Raw genomic sequence first — 17,301 nt, 5'->3', positions numbered from 1 at the left:
CGCGTCGTCGTGCCTGTCCGCTCGTCGGAGGCCACAGGTCCGGCTCCGCTACGACCAGTATTGCTCGACGAGGCGAGCCGTGTGGGCGATGTTGGAACGACTGGACGCCCCGAACACGATCGACTCGAGGTTCGGCAGCCCGCACGCCCACTCGATCGCCTCCTCGGCCGGGATGGCGCCGGAGGCGAAGACCGACATCGCGACGGCCCGGAAGGGGCGCCGCTCGAGGGCGTCGAGGTAGCCCTCCACCCCACCCGACATGCGGAAGCCGAGCTTGTTGATGTTCGAGCACACGAGCGGGTTCTCGACGCCGACGGTCTCGAGGGCGTCGAGGAGCTGGGGCAGGTTCATCGTGATGAAGCCCGGCTCGGCCCCGTGCCTGGAGCGCACGTGGTCGGCGAAGATCCGGAACGCGTCGAGGAAGCCCAGGCCCAGCAGGAGGTCGACGATGACGTTCTGCATCCACACGACCGGGGTGTCGAGGCCCTCGAACATCTTCAGCTCGGCGTCGATGAGGAGGGTCGCGATGCCCTCGACGTCCTTCGCGGCGAGCGAGCGGGTGCCCTTGAGGGCGGCGCCGACGACCCCGCTGTCGGGCATGAAGCGGCGGATCGCGCCGAGGAAGCCGTCCTCGGTGACCGCGTTGGCGTACTTGTGCGCGTACGGCATGCACGGGTGGAAGACCATGTCGGGGTAGGCCGTCGGGTTCGCCCGCACGATGTCGCAGATCTCGGCGACCCGGTCGTGCGTGGTGCACATGAAGGTGTTGATGCCCTCGTCGCGCGCGGCGTCGAGGACCGACATCACCGAGTCGATCCGCTGGAAGCGCAGCTGCTGGGAGCGGGCCTTCTCCTCCGACATGTGGTTGACGCCGAAGAACTGGTTGTCGCCGAAGAGCAGCCGGTCGAGCCGGCGGACCGGGACGGCCGGGGTGGCGGGGGTGGTCGTCATCGGGTCCTCCTGTCGGACCGGGCGTGCCGGACGAGCCGTCGGGCGGCCTCGAGGCCGGCGGCGGTGGCGGCGGTCGCCGCGAGGGCGACGGCCGCCCGGGTGCGACGAGCCGTGCTGGCGGGGCGGGCGGGGGAGAGCGGGACGGCGCTGCCGTCGGTGCCGGAGAGCGGGCGCACGGGGACGGCGTCGGCGTCGCGGATGGCGGCGATGACGCGGTCGGTGACCGAGGCGCTGGCGAAGGTCGACAACCCCTCGGTCTCGCGCCGTTCCACGCGCCCGACGAACTCCTCGAGCTGGGTGGAGTACTCCTCGCCGCGCACGTAGAACGTCGGGGCGGCGGTGAGCTCGGTGCCGTACTTGACGTTCCAGCCGACCTCGTAGCCGTCGGGGACGCCGCCGCGGCCGTTGAGGTGGACCTGCACCTCCTGGCGGTCGACGTGGATCCGGCCGGCCTCGCCCCACAGGGTGATGCGCGTCGACATCTTGCGCTGCGACTCGTCGGACCAGTTCACCGACAGCGTCGCGGTGGCCTCGGGGTAGGCGATCGTCGCCGAGACGGCGTCGTCGGTCTCGGGGGAGTGGATGCTCGTGAGGCGGGCACCGCTCACCCCGAGCGGCTCGCCGAGGTACCAGGTGAGGAGGTCGAGCGGGTGGGCCGCGTAGTCGTAGAGGCTGCCGCCGCCCATCCCGCCGCGGTTGCGCCACGAGCGTCCCGGCGGGCGCACGACGACCGGCCCGTAGGCCTCGGCGAGGGCGCCGCGAACCGGTCCGATCGCGCCGAGGTCGAGCAGCCGCCGGACCTCGGCGAAGGTCCCGACGTGTCGGTTGTGGTAGCCGACCTGGGTCACCAGGCCGCGCTCGGCGGCGAGCCGGACGAGGTCGTCGCCCTCGACGGGGTCGAGGACGAGCGGCTTCTCGCAGAAGACGTGGATGTCGCGCTCGAGGGCCTGGCGGACCATCGGGCCGTGGAGGTGGGTCGGGGTCGCGACGATGACGGCGTCGGGCTCGGCCCGGCGCAGCATCTCGGAGTAGTCGGTGAAGGTCGGCACCCCGGTGTACTTCCCGAGGACGTCGAGGACGTACCCCGTGGAGTCGCAGACGCCCACCACCTCCACCGAGGGGAGGGGGCGGATGAGGGACAGGTGAGACAGTCCCATCTTCCCGAGTCCGACCAGTGCGACCTTCGTCATCGCGAGATCCGTGCCTTCCGTCCCTTGCCCCTGCGGGCCATCGCCCGCAGGAGAGCCTGCTCGTACTGCGACCCGATGCGCTCCCAGGTGAACTCGGAGTCGAACCGGTCGCGGACCGTGCGTCCCATGTCCCGCAGGACCTCCGGCGCGTCGAGCGTCGCCCCGAGGTGGGCGTCGAGCTCGACCTCGTCGGAGAAGTAGAGGGCGCCGTCGCCCGCCACCCAGGTGTTGTACTTGTTCCGGTGTGCCACAATCGGGTTGGCTGCCGCCATGGCCTCGACGAGCGACGGGTTGGTGCCGCCGACGGTGTGGCCGTGGAGGTACATCCGCGCGTGCCGGCGCAGCGACCCGACGACCTCGGGGTCGTGGATCGCGCCGAGGAAGAGCACCTCGTCACCGGCGGCCGCACGCACCTCGCGGTGGTAGGGGTCGTCGTCCTGGTAGGTCCCGAGGACGACGAGGGGGATGCCCCGGGGTCGGGCCGACCAGGCGCGCACGATCTCGAGGCAGGAGTTCTCGGGGATCGGCCGGCACACCATCGTCGCGTAGCCGCCCGGGGTGAGGCCCAGGGCCTCGACGGGCGCGGTCGGCGCCGCGTCGACGGGGTGGGCGCCGTACGTGATGGTGTCGACCCGGGAGGCCCCGAAGTGCCGCCGCAGGTACTGCGCGATGACCGGGTGGTCGGCCACGATGACGTCGCCGACGAGGCCCGCGAAGCGCTCGTTGGCGAGGAGGATGCCCTGGCGCAGGACGCCCCAGCGCCGCCGGGTCCACTCCATCCCGTCCATGTTGATGACGTTCGGGATCCGGCGCAGGCGCTGGGCGACGTTGAAGACGCCGGTGTTGTACCCGAAGGTCAGGCACACGTCGTCGGGGCCGGCCTCGGCGAGGACGCGGCGCACGCAGGTGAGGTCGAAGGCGGCGGTGCCGCGCCAGCCCTCGCGGGGCTCGTGGACGTTGACGCGGGTGAGCCCGTGCCACTCGTCGGTGGTCGTCGGCCCCTCACCGGGCAGCTGGCAGTAGACGTGGACGTCCCAGCCGCGGTCGCGCAGGAAGAGCCCCACCTCCTGCGCCGCCGTCTCGAACCCCCCGTAGGCCGCCGGCACCCCGTGGGTGCCGAGGACGTGGACGACCGTCATGGGGCTCGCTCGTGGTCGGCCACGAGGAGGGTGACCTCCTCGGACAGCGTCCCGAGGACCTCGCGCAGGAGGGTGCTCGAGGTGTTCCGGGTGTACGGGAAGTAGTGGACGCGGGCGCCGACGCCCGCGAGGTCGGCCTCGAGCTTCTGGCCCTTCGGGGAGTCCTTCCAGTCGTCGCCCTTGAAGACGACGTCGTAGCGGAGGTCCTGCCACGAGTCGTACTTGTCGCGGTGGACGTCGACGACGACCTCGTCGACGTCGCGCAGCGCCCCGACGATCTCCATCCGCTCGCGCAGCGGCACGACCGGGGGCTTGCCCTTGACCGCCTCGACGACCTCGTCGGTGACGACGCCGACGATGAGGTGGTCGCAGTACGGACGGGCGGCGCGGATGAGGTTGAGGTGCCCGACGTGGAACATGTCGAACACACCCGGGACGTAACCGCGGGTCTGGGTCATCACGAGCTCCTTCGGGCGTCGTCGACGTGGTGGAGCTGGGCGTGCCACCGCGCCACGGCGACGACGAGGAGGACGGCGGTGCCCGCCCCGAGGAGCCCGTACACCGTGTAGAACGCGGTGGGCAGCCCGAAGAGGAGGAAGGCCAGGCAGAGGACGCCGTAGTCGCTGGGGAGGACGACGAGCGCCCGCAGCAGGTCGGAGCCGGTCGAGGCGGCCTCGGCCTTCGGCACTCCTGCGGCCCGCCGCAGCTGGTCGGTGAGGATCATGCCGAAGAAGGTGACGAACGCGACGATCCCGAACCCGAGGGCGATGGCGACCGGTGTCGTGGTCTGCGCGTGGTGCAGCGCGCTCCAGGCGACCGCGGCGTGGAGGCAGGCGATCTTCACGGCGTCGAGCATGTGGTCGAGCCACTCGCCGGTGACCGACCCCTTGCCGGTGAGGCGGGCGACCTGCCCGTCGGCGGAGTCGAGGGCGTAGCCGACGACGAGGAGCAGGGCCACGAGCAGGCCCAGCGCGACCGACGGCGACCCGAAGGCGACGAGGGCGATCCCGGTGAGCGAGAAGGCGGAGCTGATGAGGGACACGGCGTTGGGGCCGAGCCCGGACGTGGCGGCGACGGCGGCGAACACCCGTCCCACCGGCCGGTTGACGATGCGCGAGTACAGGGGCGTCCCGGCCGACGGCTTCTGCGCGGCCTTGAGGCGCTCGAGGGCGACGCGGACCGTGAGTGCCTCCCCCCGCCCCCGGTCCACGAGGTGTTCCTGTCCCACGTCACCGCCTCCCCTGGCTGGCTGTCAAAAAAACGGAACCGCGTGCGACCTGGCTGCATCGCACGCGGTCCGTCGAGGCTACGGCTCGCGCCGTGAGGCGCGCCAGTTCGTCCGTGCGGTTCGTCCGGTCGGCCCCCCTCGCATCGGCCGTTCGGCTGATCCTTCGTCGCCCGCCCGTTCGCGCAGCCCTGTGGCCTGCGGGTTTTCGTCGAACCGCCTATGCCGGGACCCCCCTGACGCCTACAGTGTCGGGTATCTCGGGTCGCCACGCGTCCCGGTGGGTCCCCCAGACCCGCCAGCGCCGGTGTCCCGAGTGTGTCGCGGCGAAGGCCTCCCCCACGGGAGCCCCTGGTCCATCGTCGCACGCAGGGAGACACGCCGGCCGCCGCAGGGGCGGCCTAACAAAGGACAATCCATATGAGCAGTTCGCCGCTGCGCGCCGCCATTCGACGGGGCGCCATCGCCGTGTCGGTCGCCGCGCTCGCTGTCGCCGCAGTACCCGCCCAGAGCCAGGCCGCCACGGTCCAGGCCGCCCCCGCCGCGCTCGCCGCGGCCGTGGACCCACCGCCTCCGACGGTGACCGCCGACTCCCTGCCCAGCTGGCAGGTCAACGGCGTCGTCTGGAGCCAGGCGATCATCGGTGACGTCGTGTACGTCACCGGGTCGTTCACCCGCGCGCGCCCGCCGGGCGTCGCCGCCGGTGGCGCCGGCGAGGTCGTCGCCAACAACATCTTCGCGTACCAGCTCTCCACCGGTGCGCGCGTCGCGGGCTTCGCGACGAACCCGGGCCTGAACGCCCAGGGCCTGGTCATCCGGGCCTCGCTCGACAACACGCGCCTGTACGTCGGCGGTGACTTCACGACCGCCGCCGGGCAGACCCGCGGCCACATCGCCGCGCTCAACCCGGCGACCGGTGCCGCTATCGCGGGCTTCGCGCCGAACATCGGTGGACAGGTCCGCGGCCTCGGCATCACCGCCTCGACCGTCCACGCCGGTGGCAACTTCACCTCGGCCAACGGCATCGCCCGCACCCGCCTCGCCGCGTTCCAGACGAGCAACGGCGCGATGACGTCGTGGGCGCCGGCCGCCGCCGGCGGCTACGTCTGGACGATGACGATGTCGCCCGACCGCACCCGCGTCATCCCCGGCGGCTCGTTCACCACGCTCGCCGGCCAGGCCGCCTACGGCATGGGCTCGATCAACCTCGACGGCACGATCAACCCCTGGCCCGCCCAGGAGAAGATCCGCACCGCCGGGGCCAACGGCGCCATCACCGCGCTGAAGAGCGACGCGACGCAGGTCTACGGCACGAGCTACGCGTTCGGCGCGGGCGCGGCCTACGAGGGCACCTTCGCCCTCGACCCGATGACCGGCCAGATCAACTGGCAGAGCGACTGCCTCGGCGACACCTACGACATCGCGCCCGTCGGGCAGGTGCTCTACAACGTGTCGCACCAGCACGACTGCACCGTCATCGGCAGCTTCCCGGACACCAACCCGCGCGTGCGCTGGCAGAAGGCCGGAGCACAGACGACCTACCCGACCGGTGTCCAGACCCGTGACGACGTGTACGGATGGGCGAGCACCTATGGCCTGCTCGGAACCGCCTACGCAGGGAACCTCCACTGGTACCCGAACTTCGCGTTCGGCTCGTACACCAGTGCGCGCCAGGCCGGTTGGGCCATCGACACCTCGCCCGACGGCCAGTGGGTCGTCGTCGGTGGGGAGTTCCCGCGCGTCAATGGCGTCGCGCAGCAGGGCATCACGCGCTTCCGGACCAAGGCCGGCGCCCCGAACAAGGTCGGCCCGTCCTACTCCACCGTCCCCGCCACCCCGACGCCGACGACCTCCGCGGTCTCGCTGTCGGCCGGCGAGGTCCGGGTCTCCTTCGGGACGGCCTGGGACTACGACGACGAGGAGCTGACCTACGAGGTGCTGCGCAACAACAACACCTGGGTCGACACCCAGAAGGTGAAGTCCAACTTCTGGACCCTGCCCCGCGTCGGCTTCATCGACAAGGGCCTGACCCCGGGCAGCTCCGTGCGCTACCAAGTCCGGATCACCGACTCCTCGGGCAACATCCTGTGGAGCCCGGTGTCCAACACCGTGACCGTCGGCACCGGTGCGGCCAGCGCCTACGCGACGTCGGTGCGCGACGACGGTGCCGAGCACCTGTGGCGCCTCGGTGAGAGCTCGGGGGCCACCGTCCTCGACTACGCGGCCTTCGACGACGCCACCCTGTCCGGCGGGTACACCCGCGGCCAGGCCGGCGCCATCATCGGCGAGTCCGACGGCTCGACGGCCTTCAACGGGTCCGATGGCTACGCGGTCAACTCCGCACCGGTCGACGGCCCGAACGTCTTCAGCGTCGAGGCGTGGTTCCGCACCACGACCACCTCCGGCGGCAAGATCGTCGGCTTCGGCAACAACGCGACGGGCACGAGCACCAACTACGACCGCCACATCTACATGTCGCCCAACGGGCGCGTGACCTTCGGTGTCTACAACAACGGCATGTACACGGTGAGCACGCCCGGCGCGCTCAACGACGGCCAGTGGCACCACGTCGTGGGCACCATGGGCCCGGCCGGCCTGACGTTCTACGCCGACGGCCGCAAGGTCGGGGCCAACGGCGGCACCTCCGCCGCGCAGCCCTACCAGGGGTACTGGCGCATCGGCGGTGACAGCCCGTGGGACGGCAACGCCTACTTCGCCGGCGACATCGACGAGGTCGCGCTGTACCCGACGACCCTGCCGGTGACGGCCGTCCAGGACCACTACCGCGCGAGCGGTCGCACCCTCGACGTCCCGACCCGTCCGACCGACGCCTACGGCCAGGCGGTCTGGGACGCGAACCCCGACCTGTACTGGCGCCTGGGTGACACCAACGGTGTCGCCAAGGACTCCGGTCCGAACGAGTCCAACGGCATCTACCAGGGTGGCTACACCCAGGGCCAGACCGGCGCGTTCGACGGGGCCACCAACAAGGCCGTCGCCTTCAACGGCAACGACGGCTTCGTCGCCTCCAACACCGTGTACAGCAACCCGCGGACCTACTCGCTGGAGTCGTGGTTCAAGACGACGTCCACCAGCGGCGGGAAGATCATCGGGTTCGGGTGCTCCCAGACCGGGACCTCGGGCTGCTACGACCGTCACGTCTACCTCAACAACGACGGCAGGCTGACCTTCGGTGTCTGGACCGGCTTCACCAACACCATCACCACCGACAACGCCGTCAACGACGGGCAGTGGCACCACGTCGTGGCGACCCAGAACACGACCGAGGGCATGAAGCTCTACGTCGACGGCGTGCTCGTGGGCACCAACGGCCAGACCGACGCCCAGGCGTACGACGGCTTCTGGCGGGTCGGTGGCGACAACCACTGGGGCTGCTGCAGCCCGTTCCTCGCCGCCACCATCGACGAGGCCGCGGTCTACTCCTCGGTCCTCAGCCCGGCGACGGTCTCCGACCACTTCGCCAAGGGTGGTGGAGCGGTGCCGAACCAGGCGCCGAACGCGTCGTTCACGCACACCGAGGACCTCCGCACCGTGTCGGTCAACGCCTCGGCCTCCACGGACGGCGACGGCACCATCGCGTCGTACTCGTGGAACTGGGGTGACGGCAGCTCGCCGACCACCGGGACCTCGGCCACGGCCAGCCACACCTACGAGACGGCCGGCGCCTACACGGTCACCCTCACGGTGACCGACAACGACGGCGCCACCGACACCGAGACCGCCACGGTCACGGCGACGGACCCGCCGCCGAACCAGGTGCCCACCGCCGCGTTCACCCACACCGAGAGCAACCTGACGGTCAACGTCAACGGCTCCACCTCCACCGACGGCGACGGCACCATCGCGTCGTACTCGTGGAACTTCGGTGACGGGTCCCCCGCGGTCACCACGCCGACGGCCAGCCACACCTACGCGGCGGCCGGCGACTACACGGTCACCCTCACGGTGACCGACGACGACGGCGCGACCGACACCGAGACCGCCACGGTCACGGTGACGGCCCCGCCGCCGAACCAGGCGCCCACCGCGGCGTTCACCCACACCGAGAACAACCTCGCGGTGTCGGTCAACGGCTCGGGCTCGACGGACGCCGACGGCACCATCGCGTCGTACTCGTGGAGCTGGGGTGACGGCACGCCCGACACCACGGGTGCCACGGCCACGGCCAACCACACCTACACCACGGCCGGTTCCAAGACGGTCACCCTCACGGTGACCGACGACGACGGCGCCACCGACTCCGAGACGGCCACGTTCACGGTGACGGCACCTCCGGCCAACCAGGCCCCGACGGCCGCGTTCACCACCACGGTCAACGACCTGGTGGTCTCGGTCAACGGCTCGGGCTCCACGGACACCGACGGCACCATCGCGTCGTACTCGTGGAACTGGGGTGACGGGACTCCGGCCACCACGGGCGCCTCCGCCACGGCCACCCACACCTACGGCTCGGCCGGCGCCTACACGATCACCCTCACGGTGACCGACGACGACGGCGCCACCGACACCGAGACCGCGTCGGTGACGACCACGGCACCGCCCTTCCTCGCCCGGGACGACTTCGGTCGCACCGTGGCGAACGGCTGGGGCACCGCCGATGTCGGCGGCGCCTGGACCGTGGGCGGCCCGGCCGACCGGTGGTCGGTCAACGCCGGCGTCGGCAGCCTGAGCCTCAACGCGGGCAACGGCTACACGGCCTCGCTCAACGCGCTGTCGGTGGCGTCCTCGGACGTCTCGTTCAACGTCGGCGCGAGCAAGGTCGCAACGGGCGGTGGGCAGTACATCAGCCTCATCGGCCGGCGCGTCGCCGCGACGACCGACTACCGCGCCAAGGTGCAGCTGGCGGCCAACGGGACGGTGTCCCTGTGGCTGGCCCGCACGGTGTCCGGCACCGAGACGCTCGTCCCCGGTGGCGGCGTCGTGTCGGGGCTGACCGCCGCGGCCGGCGACCGGTTCGAGGTGCGGATGCAGGCGGTGGGGAGCTCCCCGACCACCCTGCGCGCCAAGATCTGGAAGTCCGGGACGACCGAGCCGGCCGCCTGGACCCGCACGGGTACCGACAGCACCGCCGGCCTCCAGGTCGCCGGTGGCGTCGGGATGTACTCCTACCTCTCGGGCTCGACGACGAACTCCCCGGTGGTCTTCACCATCGACGGGTTCCGCGTCCGCACCCCCTGAGGGACGACCGACGACGGGCGGTGACGCCGGCTCCCTGCCGGCCCACCGCCCGTCGTCCTGTCCGACCCCACGACTAGACTGCGAGAAATGGCCTCGTTGTCCTTCCTGCGCGCGCGCGTCGCGTCGCTCCCCGGTCCCGTGCGGCTGCGCGAGGACCTCGCCGTCCCCGGGGCCGAGGTCACCGCCGCCGCCCCGCCCGGCGCCCGCCCCGTCGTCGTCGCGACCCTGGCCCCCGAGCCCGGAGCGGGCGCCCCGGTCCTCGCCGTCACCGCCACGGGCCGCGAGGCCGAGGACCTCCACGCCGCGCTCGAGGGCATCCTCGGCGCCGGTACCGTCGGCCACTTCCCCTCGTGGGAGACCCTCCCGCACGAACGCCTGAGCCCGCGCAGCGACACCGTCGGCCAGCGCCTGTCGGTGCTGCGCCGCCTCGCCCACCCCGAGGCCGGGGACGCCAGCCACGGACCGCTCTCGGTCGTCGTCGCGCCGGTGCGCGCCGTCCTCCAGCCGATCGCCACCGGCCTCGGCGAGCTGCGCCCGGTCGCCCTCCAGCAGGGCGACGACGTCCCCCTCGAGGACGTCGTCGAGCGCCTCGCCGCCGCGGCCTACGCCCGCACCGACCTCGTCGAGCGCCGCGGGGAGTTCGCCGTGCGCGGCGGCATCCTCGACGTCTTCCCACCCACCGAGGAGCACCCGCTGCGGCTGGAGTTCTGGGGCGACACGGTCGAGGAGATCCGCTGGTTCAAGGTCGCCGACCAGCGCTCCCTCGAGGTCGCCGAGCACGGGCTGTGGGCCCCGCCGTGCCGCGAGCTGCTCCTCACCGACGCGGTGCGCGCGCGAGCCGCCGCCCTCGCCGACGTCCTGCCGGGCGCCGTCGACCTCCTCGAGAAGCTCGCGCAGGGCATCGCCGTCGAGGGGATGGAGTCGCTCGCCCCCGCGCTCGTCGACGGGATGGAGACCCTCCTCGACGTCCTGCCCGAGGGCGCCCTCCTCGTCGCGTGCGACCCCGAGCGGGTGCGCACCCGCGCCCACGACCTCGTCGCGACGAGCCAGGAGTTCCTCGAGGCCGGCTGGGCCAACGCCGCGAGCGGCAACAGCGTGCCCATCGACCTCCAGACCGTCCTCGGCACGGCGAGCTTCCGCACGCTCGCCGAGCTGCGCAGCCAGGCCCGCGACCTCGGGGTCCGGTGGCTCGACCTCACCCCGTTCGCCGCCGACGACCTCGACGACACCCTCGACCTCGGGCTCGAGGCCTCACCGACCTTCCGCGGCAACACCGAGGAGGCCGTCGCCGAGCTGCGCCGGATGGTCGCCGACGACTGGACCGTCCTCGTCGCCACGGAGGGCCCGGGCCTGGCCAAGCGCGTCGCCGAGGTCCTCGCACAGCACGAGGTCACCGCCCGCCTCGCCCCCGACGATGCCGACCTCGAGGCCGGGGTCGTCACGGTGACCACGGGAGCCGCCGGCCCGGGGTTCGTGGCCCTCGCCGCGGGCCTGGCCGTCGTCACCGAGGCCGACCTCACCGGCTCGGCGGGCGGCTCGGGCACCTCGACCAAGGACATGCGCAAGATGCCGTCGCGGCGGCGCAACCAGGTCGACCCCCTCCAGCTGCGCCCCGGCGACCACGTCGTCCACGAGCAGCACGGCGTCGGCCGGTTCGTCGAGATGATGCAGCGCACCGTCGCCACGGCGACGCGCGAGTACCTCGTCATCGAGTACGCCCCGTCCAAGCGCGGCCAGCCGGGCGACCGGCTCTACGTCCCCACCGACCAGCTCGACCAGGTCACCCGCTACGTCGGCGGCGAGCAGCCCACGCTCAACAAGATGGGCGGCTCCGACTGGCACCAGACGAAGAGCAAGGCCAAGCGGTACGTCAAGCAGATCGCCGCCGAGCTGATCCGCCTGTACTCGGCCCGGATGGCGACGACCGGGCACGCCTTCGCCCCCGACACCCCGTGGCAGCGCGAGCTCGAGGACGCCTTCGCGCACGTCGAGACCCCCGACCAGCTGAGCACCATCGACGAGGTCAAGGCCGACATGGAACGGCCCGTCCCGATGGACCGGCTCGTCTGCGGCGACGTCGGCTACGGCAAGACCGAGATCGCGGTGCGCGCGGCGTTCAAGGCCATCCAGGACGGCAAGCAGGCCGCCGTCCTGTGCCCCACGACGCTCCTCGTCCAGCAGCACGTCAACACCTTCGCCGAGCGCTACGCCGGCTTCCCGGTCGTCGTCCGCGCGCTCTCGCGCTTCCAGACCGACCGCGAGGCCAAGGCGGTCCTCGACGGCCTCGCCGACGGCACCGTCGACCTCGTCATCGGCACGCACCGCCTGCTGTCGAAGGAGGTCCGGTTCAAGGACCTCGGCCTCGTCGTCGTCGACGAGGAGCAGCGGTTCGGCGTCGAGCACAAGGAGCAGCTCAAGGCCCTGCGCACCTCCGTCGACGTCCTCGCGATGTCGGCCACGCCCATCCCGCGCACCCTCGAGATGGCGGTCACCGGCATCCGCGAGATGTCGACGCTGCAGACCCCACCCGAGGAGCGCCACCCCGTCCTCACCTACGTCGGCGGCTACGACGAGAAGACGGTGACGGCGGCGGTCCGGCGCGAGCTGATGCGCGAGGGCCAGGTCTTCCTCGTCCACAACAAGGTGTCCTCGATCGAGAAGGCCGCGGCGCGCCTGCGCGACCTCGTCCCCGAGGCCCGCATCGCCGTGGCCCACGGGAAGATGGGCGAGCACCGCCTCGAGCAGGTCGTCCTCGACTTCTGGGAGAAGCGCTTCGACGTCCTCGTCTGCACGACGATCGTCGAGACCGGGCTCGACATCTCCAACGCCAACACGCTCATCGTCGAGCGCGCCGACCGGCTCGGTCTCTCCCAGCTGCACCAGCTCCGGGGCCGCGTCGGCCGGGGCCGCGAGCGGGCCTACTCGTACTTCCTCTACCCGCCCGAGGTGCCGCTCACCGAGACGGCCCTCGACCGGCTGCAGACCATCGCGAGCCACACCGACCTCGGCTCGGGCATGCAGGTGGCGATGAAGGACCTCGAGATCCGCGGCGCCGGCAACCTCCTCGGCGGCGAGCAGTCCGGCCACATCGCCGGTGTCGGCTTCGACCTCTACGTGCGCCTCGTCGGCGAGGCCGTCGCCGACTTCCGCGGCGACGGCGAGGAGGCGCCGGCCGAGATCAAGATCGAGCTCCCCGTCGACGCCCACCTGCCGCACGACTACATCCCGCACGAGCGCCTGCGCCTCGAGATGTACAAGAAGCTCGCGGCCGTCGCCGACGAGACCCAGCTCGCCGACATCGAGGCCGAGCTCCTCGACCGCTACGGCGCGCTGCCGGAGCCGGTCCGCAACCTCGTCGAGGTCGCCCGGCTGCGCACCGTGGCGCGGGCGGCGGGCATCGGCGACATCGCGGTGCAGGGCAACCACGTCCGCTTCGGCCCCATCGAGCTGCGCGAGAGCCAGGACCTGCGCCTCCACCGGCTCTACCCGCGCTCCATCGTCAAGCCCGCGCTGCGCCAGGTCCTCGTGCCCAAGCCGATGACCCGCCCGGTCGCGGGCCAGCCCCTGCGTGACCGCGAGGTCCTCACGTGGGCTGGTGACGTCATCCGGGCGGTCGTCATGGACAATGTGGGGCAGGCCGCTCGGGTGGCCACCGCCGGGGCCTGACCCGTGCGCCCACCCGGCCCCCGACCCGACTGGAAGGACACCCCGTGACTCTCTCGGTTCGCCGCTCCGTGGCGGTGCTCGCCCTCGGTGCCGCGCTCGTGACCACCGGGTGCGGTGCCACGTCCGCCGACCGCGCGGCCACCGTCGACGGGACCGTCATCTCCGAGAGCGAGCTCCAGACGACGATGCGCGAGGTCAACGCGATGGAGCCCGCGCTCCTCCAGTCCTCGCTGAGCCCGAGCGGGACGCTCACCGCGCTCGTCCAGGCCCCCGTCGTCCTCGAGCTCCTCGCCGGCAAGGGCATCGCCGTCTCCGACTCGGTGGCCCGGCGCACCGCCTCCGAGCGCGGCCTCGCCGACCCCAGCGAGGGGGCGCTCGAGATCGTCCGGCTCGCGACGGCCATCGGCACGGCGCAGCAGGGCGGCCAGATCACCGAGGCCGACGCCGCGACCCTCCAGGAGCGACTCGGCGCCCTCGACGTGACGATCAACCCGCGCTACGGCAGGTTCGACCCGCAGACCGCGTCGGTCCAGCTCACCCAGCCCGGCTGGATCACCTCCACCGACGCCCCGCAGTGACCCCCGGCCGGCTCGGGCTCGTCCTCACCTCGCCCCGGGTCGCCCCCGGACTGCTGTCGCACGGCGCCTGGAGCGCGGTGGCCGAGGCGTCGGTGCGCCTCGCCCGCTCCCTCGAGGAGCCGCTCGCCGAGGCCGTCGACGAGGCGGGGTTCCCGGTCGAGGAGGTCGGCGACGCCTCGCCGCCCGAGCTGGCCCGCCGGCTCGTCGACCTCGCCGGGTCGCTGCCCGTCGTCTGGCTCGGGTCCTCCGACGGCGACCCCGGGCTCGCCGACGCCATCGCCTCGGAGGTCTCGCGGTTCGAGGTGCCCCCGGACGTCGAGGTCGTCGTCGGGTCGTGGGACGTGCAGGGCGGGCGCCTCCTCGACGTCGTCGCGACGATGGACCGCCTCCGCTCCCCGGGCGGGTGCCCGTGGGACGCCGAGCAGACCCACGCCTCGCTCGCCCCCTACCTCGTCGAGGAGACCCACGAGGTGCTCCACGCCATCGAGGCCGGCGACCCGCGCCACCTGGCCGAGGAGCTCGGCGACGTCCTGCTCCAGGTCGTCTTCCACGCCCGGGTCGCCGAGGACGCCGGGGACGCGGCCTTCGACATCGACACCGTGGCCGGGCTGCTCGTCGAGAAGCTCGTGCGCCGCCATCCGCACGTCTTCTCCGACGGCGACGCGACGACCCCGGCCGAGGTCGAGCAGGCGTGGGAGCGGATCAAGGCGCAGGAGAGGGCCTCCCGCGCAGGGGACCCTGACGGCGACGACCCCGGGGACGGGGGCGACTCCGGGGGAGGGGAGCGGGTCGCCGACGACCTCCTCCACGGGATCCCCCCGACCCTGCCGGCGGGCCTGGTGGCCGACAAGGTCCTGGCCCGGCTGCGCCGCCGGTCGCTGACGGCCGACCCGGCGGTCCTCGCCGACGTCGAGGGCGCGCGGGCCGGGGTGGCCGCGGCCGAGGCGCGCCTGCGCGAGACCGTGGCCCGGCTCGCCCGCACCTCCACCCCCTCCACCTGACCTCCCCGCCCTGCCGCCTCCCCGCCTGAGGACGCCTCCCGCCCACGAGCGCCACGACGGTCGAGGTCGCGCGACATGCCGATGGAGCGGCCCGGTCGTGGGCATGTCGCGCGATGTCGACCGCCCGAGGGGGAGGGCCGCCGACATCGGGTTGCTTTGGTCGTGCAAGTGCGCTTAATATCTGCAATGTGAACCTGACGGCGAGGGAACGCGAGATCGTGGCGCTGCTGCGCGCCGAGCCGCTCCTCGACGCCGCCGCCCTCGCCGAGCGCATCGGCTCGACCCGCGCCGCGGTCTCGGTCCACCTCAGCAACCTCGGCCGCAAGGGCGTCGTCCTCGGCCGCGGCTACATCGTGCGCCCCGAGGCCGACTCGGTCGTCGTCGTCGGGGGCGCCGTCCTCGACGCCAAGATGCGCATCGCCGTCACCCCCGTCATCGGCTCGAGCAACCCCGGCACCTCGACCTCCACCGTCGGCGGCGTCGGGCGCAACATCGCCGAGAACCTCGCCCGGCTGGGCAGCCCCACCGTCCTCGTGGCGGCGGTCGGCGACGACCTCGCCGGGCGCACCGTCGTCGCCCGCACCGAGGCCGCTGGGGTCGAGTGCCGCCACGTCGTCACCTCGGTCCACCCCACGGGCACCTACGCCGCCGTCCTCGACGACGGGGGAGACCTCCTCGTCGCGGTCGCCGACATGCGGGCCACCGACGAGCTCACCGTGGCCGACCTCGCGGTCGTCCCCTCCCTGCTCGAGGGGGCCGACGCCCTCGTCGTCGACGCCAACCTCGCCGCGCCCGTCATCCGCTGGCTGCTCTCGGCCGCCGACGAGGCGGGCATCCCCGGCATCTTCGAGCCCGTCTCGGTGGCCAAGGCCACCGAGGCCGCCCCCGTCCTCGACGGGACGGTGCGCATCCACACGGTCACCCCCAACGTCGCCGAGCTCGCCGCCCTCGTGGGCAGCCCGGTCCGGGACGACGTCGAGGGCGTCGTGGCGGCCGCGGGGCTCCTCCACGACCGGGGCGTCGAGCACGTCTGGGTCAGCCGCGGGACGAGTGGCAGCCTGCTGTCGGTCGCGGCGCGGCCCGCCGGCGACGCTCCGGCGCGCAGCCGCCGCGTCGTCCTCGTGTCGGCACCCGACGCGACCGCCGAGGACGTCACGGGGGCCGGCGACTCGATGACGGCCGGCTACGTCCACGCCCTGCTCTCGGGTGAGGACGTCGTCGAGGCCGCGCGCTTCGGCCAGGTCCTCGCCTCGCTCACCGTCGCGTCGTCCGACACCGTCCGGCCCGACCTCACGACCGCGCTCGTCGCGGCCCACCTGACCCCCCACCAGCCGTCCACCCAGGAGATCCCCGCATGAGCACCACCGCTGCGCCCCACCCGATGCTCGCCGTCGCCCCCGAGGTCCGCGAAGCCCTCGAGCAGGGCCGTCCGGTGGTGGCGCTGGAGTCGACGATCATCAGCCACGGGATGCCGTACCCGGCGAACGTCGCCATGGCCCGCGAGGTCGAGCAGATCGTCCGCGACGGCGGAGCCGTGCCCGCGACGATCGCCATCCTCGACGGCCGACCCACCGTGGGCCTGTCCGACGAGCAGCTCGAGATGTTCGGCGCGGACCAGGGCATCCGCAAGGTCAGCGTCCGCGACATCGCCCACGTCGTCGCCACGGGCGTCCACGGCGCCACGACCGTCGCGAGCACGATGCGCATCGCGGCCCTCGCCGGCATCCGGGTGTTCGTCACGGGCGGCCTCGGCGGGGTCCACCAGGGCGGCCACGACACCATGGACGTCTCGGCCGACCTCACCGAGCTGTCGCGCACCGAGGTCGCCGTCATCTCCGCCGGCGTGAAGTCGATCCTCGACATCGGCCGCACCCTCGAGGTGCTCGAGACGATGGAGGTGCCCGTCGTGGGCTACGGCACCGACGAGTTCCCCAGCTTCTTCTCGCGCTCGAGCGGCATCCCCGTCCCGATGCGCGTCGACACGCCCGAGGAGGCCGCCGCCCTCATCCGCGCGCAGTTCGACCTCGGGCTCGGCAGCGGCATCTCGATCGCCAACCCGGTCCCGGCCGAGGACGAGATGGTCCGCGAGGACATCGACGCCGTCATCGCCCGGGCCCTCGCCGACAGCGACCGCCTCGGCATCACCGGCAAGGACATCACGCCCTACCTCCTCGGTCGCCTCGTCGAGCTGTCGGACGGGCGCTCGCTGACGACCAACCTCGCCCTCGTCCGCAACAACGCCCGGGTCGGCACCGCCATCGCGGTCGCGTACACCGCGCTCGGCTGAGGGCGCCGCCAACCCCTGCGTCGCGAGGGCGCCGACGGCGCCGCGCCCACCACGGGCCGGCCGCC

11 protein-coding genes are annotated in these 17,301 nt (G+C 72.7%); 6 read left to right on the top strand and 5 right to left on the bottom strand.

The genetic code is table 11. The features are described 5' to 3' along the window. Positions 1 to 48: 48 nt before the first annotated feature. The 5 genes from ACFWN3_RS06320 to ACFWN3_RS06300 are packed head-to-tail and all read right to left on the bottom strand — an operon-like array spanning position 49 to position 4,490. Positions 49 to 951, bottom strand: a complete 903-nt coding sequence (locus ACFWN3_RS06320; RefSeq protein ID WP_377644488.1) for a hypothetical protein — start codon at positions 949 to 951, stop codon at positions 49 to 51. Beyond that, positions 948 to 2,141, bottom strand: coding sequence for a Gfo/Idh/MocA family protein (locus ACFWN3_RS06315; protein WP_377644486.1), 1,194 nt, complete (start codon positions 2,139 to 2,141; stop codon positions 948 to 950). The genes ACFWN3_RS06320 and ACFWN3_RS06315 overlap by 4 nt, the downstream gene beginning before the upstream one ends. Continuing rightward, positions 2,138 to 3,280, bottom strand: a complete 1,143-nt coding sequence (locus ACFWN3_RS06310; RefSeq protein WP_377644484.1) for a DUF1972 domain-containing protein — start codon at positions 3,278 to 3,280, stop codon at positions 2,138 to 2,140. The genes ACFWN3_RS06315 and ACFWN3_RS06310 overlap by 4 nt, the downstream gene beginning before the upstream one ends. After that, the gene (locus ACFWN3_RS06305) at positions 3,277 to 3,738 is read right to left on the bottom strand and encodes an adenylyltransferase/cytidyltransferase family protein (protein ID WP_377644482.1); all 462 of its coding nucleotides are present in this window, start codon (positions 3,736 to 3,738) and stop codon (positions 3,277 to 3,279) included. The genes ACFWN3_RS06310 and ACFWN3_RS06305 overlap by 4 nt, the downstream gene beginning before the upstream one ends. Continuing rightward, positions 3,738 to 4,490, bottom strand: coding sequence for a CDP-alcohol phosphatidyltransferase family protein (locus ACFWN3_RS06300; protein WP_377644480.1), 753 nt, complete (start codon positions 4,488 to 4,490; stop codon positions 3,738 to 3,740). The genes ACFWN3_RS06305 and ACFWN3_RS06300 overlap by 1 nt, the downstream gene beginning before the upstream one ends. Before the next feature lie 435 nt (positions 4,491 to 4,925). Between ACFWN3_RS06300 and ACFWN3_RS06295 the strand changes: the two genes are divergently transcribed. The 6 genes from ACFWN3_RS06295 to ACFWN3_RS06270 all read left to right on the top strand — a co-directional run bounded on the left by ACFWN3_RS06295 (position 4,926) and on the right by ACFWN3_RS06270 (position 17,236). Beyond that, positions 4,926 to 9,704 (top strand): PKD domain-containing protein, encoded by a 4,779-nt coding sequence (locus ACFWN3_RS06295; RefSeq protein ID WP_377644478.1) that lies wholly within the window; start codon positions 4,926 to 4,928, stop codon positions 9,702 to 9,704. 87 nt (positions 9,705 to 9,791) lie between these two features. Continuing rightward, a complete protein-coding gene (mfd, locus tag ACFWN3_RS06290) occupies positions 9,792 to 13,370 on the top strand; it encodes a transcription-repair coupling factor (protein WP_377644476.1) in 3,579 nt (1,192 codons plus the stop codon). A gap of 44 nt (positions 13,371 to 13,414) precedes the next feature. Then, a complete protein-coding gene (locus tag ACFWN3_RS06285) occupies positions 13,415 to 13,948 on the top strand; it encodes a hypothetical protein (protein WP_377644474.1) in 534 nt (177 codons plus the stop codon). After that, positions 13,945 to 14,949 carry a MazG nucleotide pyrophosphohydrolase domain-containing protein gene (locus ACFWN3_RS06280; RefSeq protein WP_377644472.1) on the top strand — a complete coding sequence of 335 codons (1,005 nt, stop codon included), beginning with the start codon at positions 13,945 to 13,947 and terminating at the stop codon, positions 14,947 to 14,949. Before ACFWN3_RS06285 ends, ACFWN3_RS06280 begins: the two co-directional genes overlap by 4 nt. Positions 14,950 to 15,137: 188 nt before the next feature. Next, positions 15,138 to 16,307: a PfkB family carbohydrate kinase gene (locus tag ACFWN3_RS06275; RefSeq protein WP_377644470.1), complete on the top strand. Its 1,170-nt coding sequence runs from the start codon at positions 15,138 to 15,140 to the stop codon at positions 16,305 to 16,307. After that, positions 16,304 to 17,236, top strand: a complete 933-nt coding sequence (locus ACFWN3_RS06270; protein WP_377644469.1) for a pseudouridine-5'-phosphate glycosidase — start codon at positions 16,304 to 16,306, stop codon at positions 17,234 to 17,236. The genes ACFWN3_RS06275 and ACFWN3_RS06270 overlap by 4 nt, the downstream gene beginning before the upstream one ends. Positions 17,237 to 17,301 lie beyond the last annotated feature (65 nt).

This window comes from Oryzobacter terrae (genome assembly GCF_042756445.1).
Taxonomy (GTDB): domain Bacteria; phylum Actinomycetota; class Actinomycetes; order Actinomycetales; family Dermatophilaceae; genus Oryzobacter; species Oryzobacter terrae.
The sequence above is the reverse complement of the archived record's forward strand: the minus strand, read 5'-3'. Positions and strand labels throughout refer to the sequence as shown.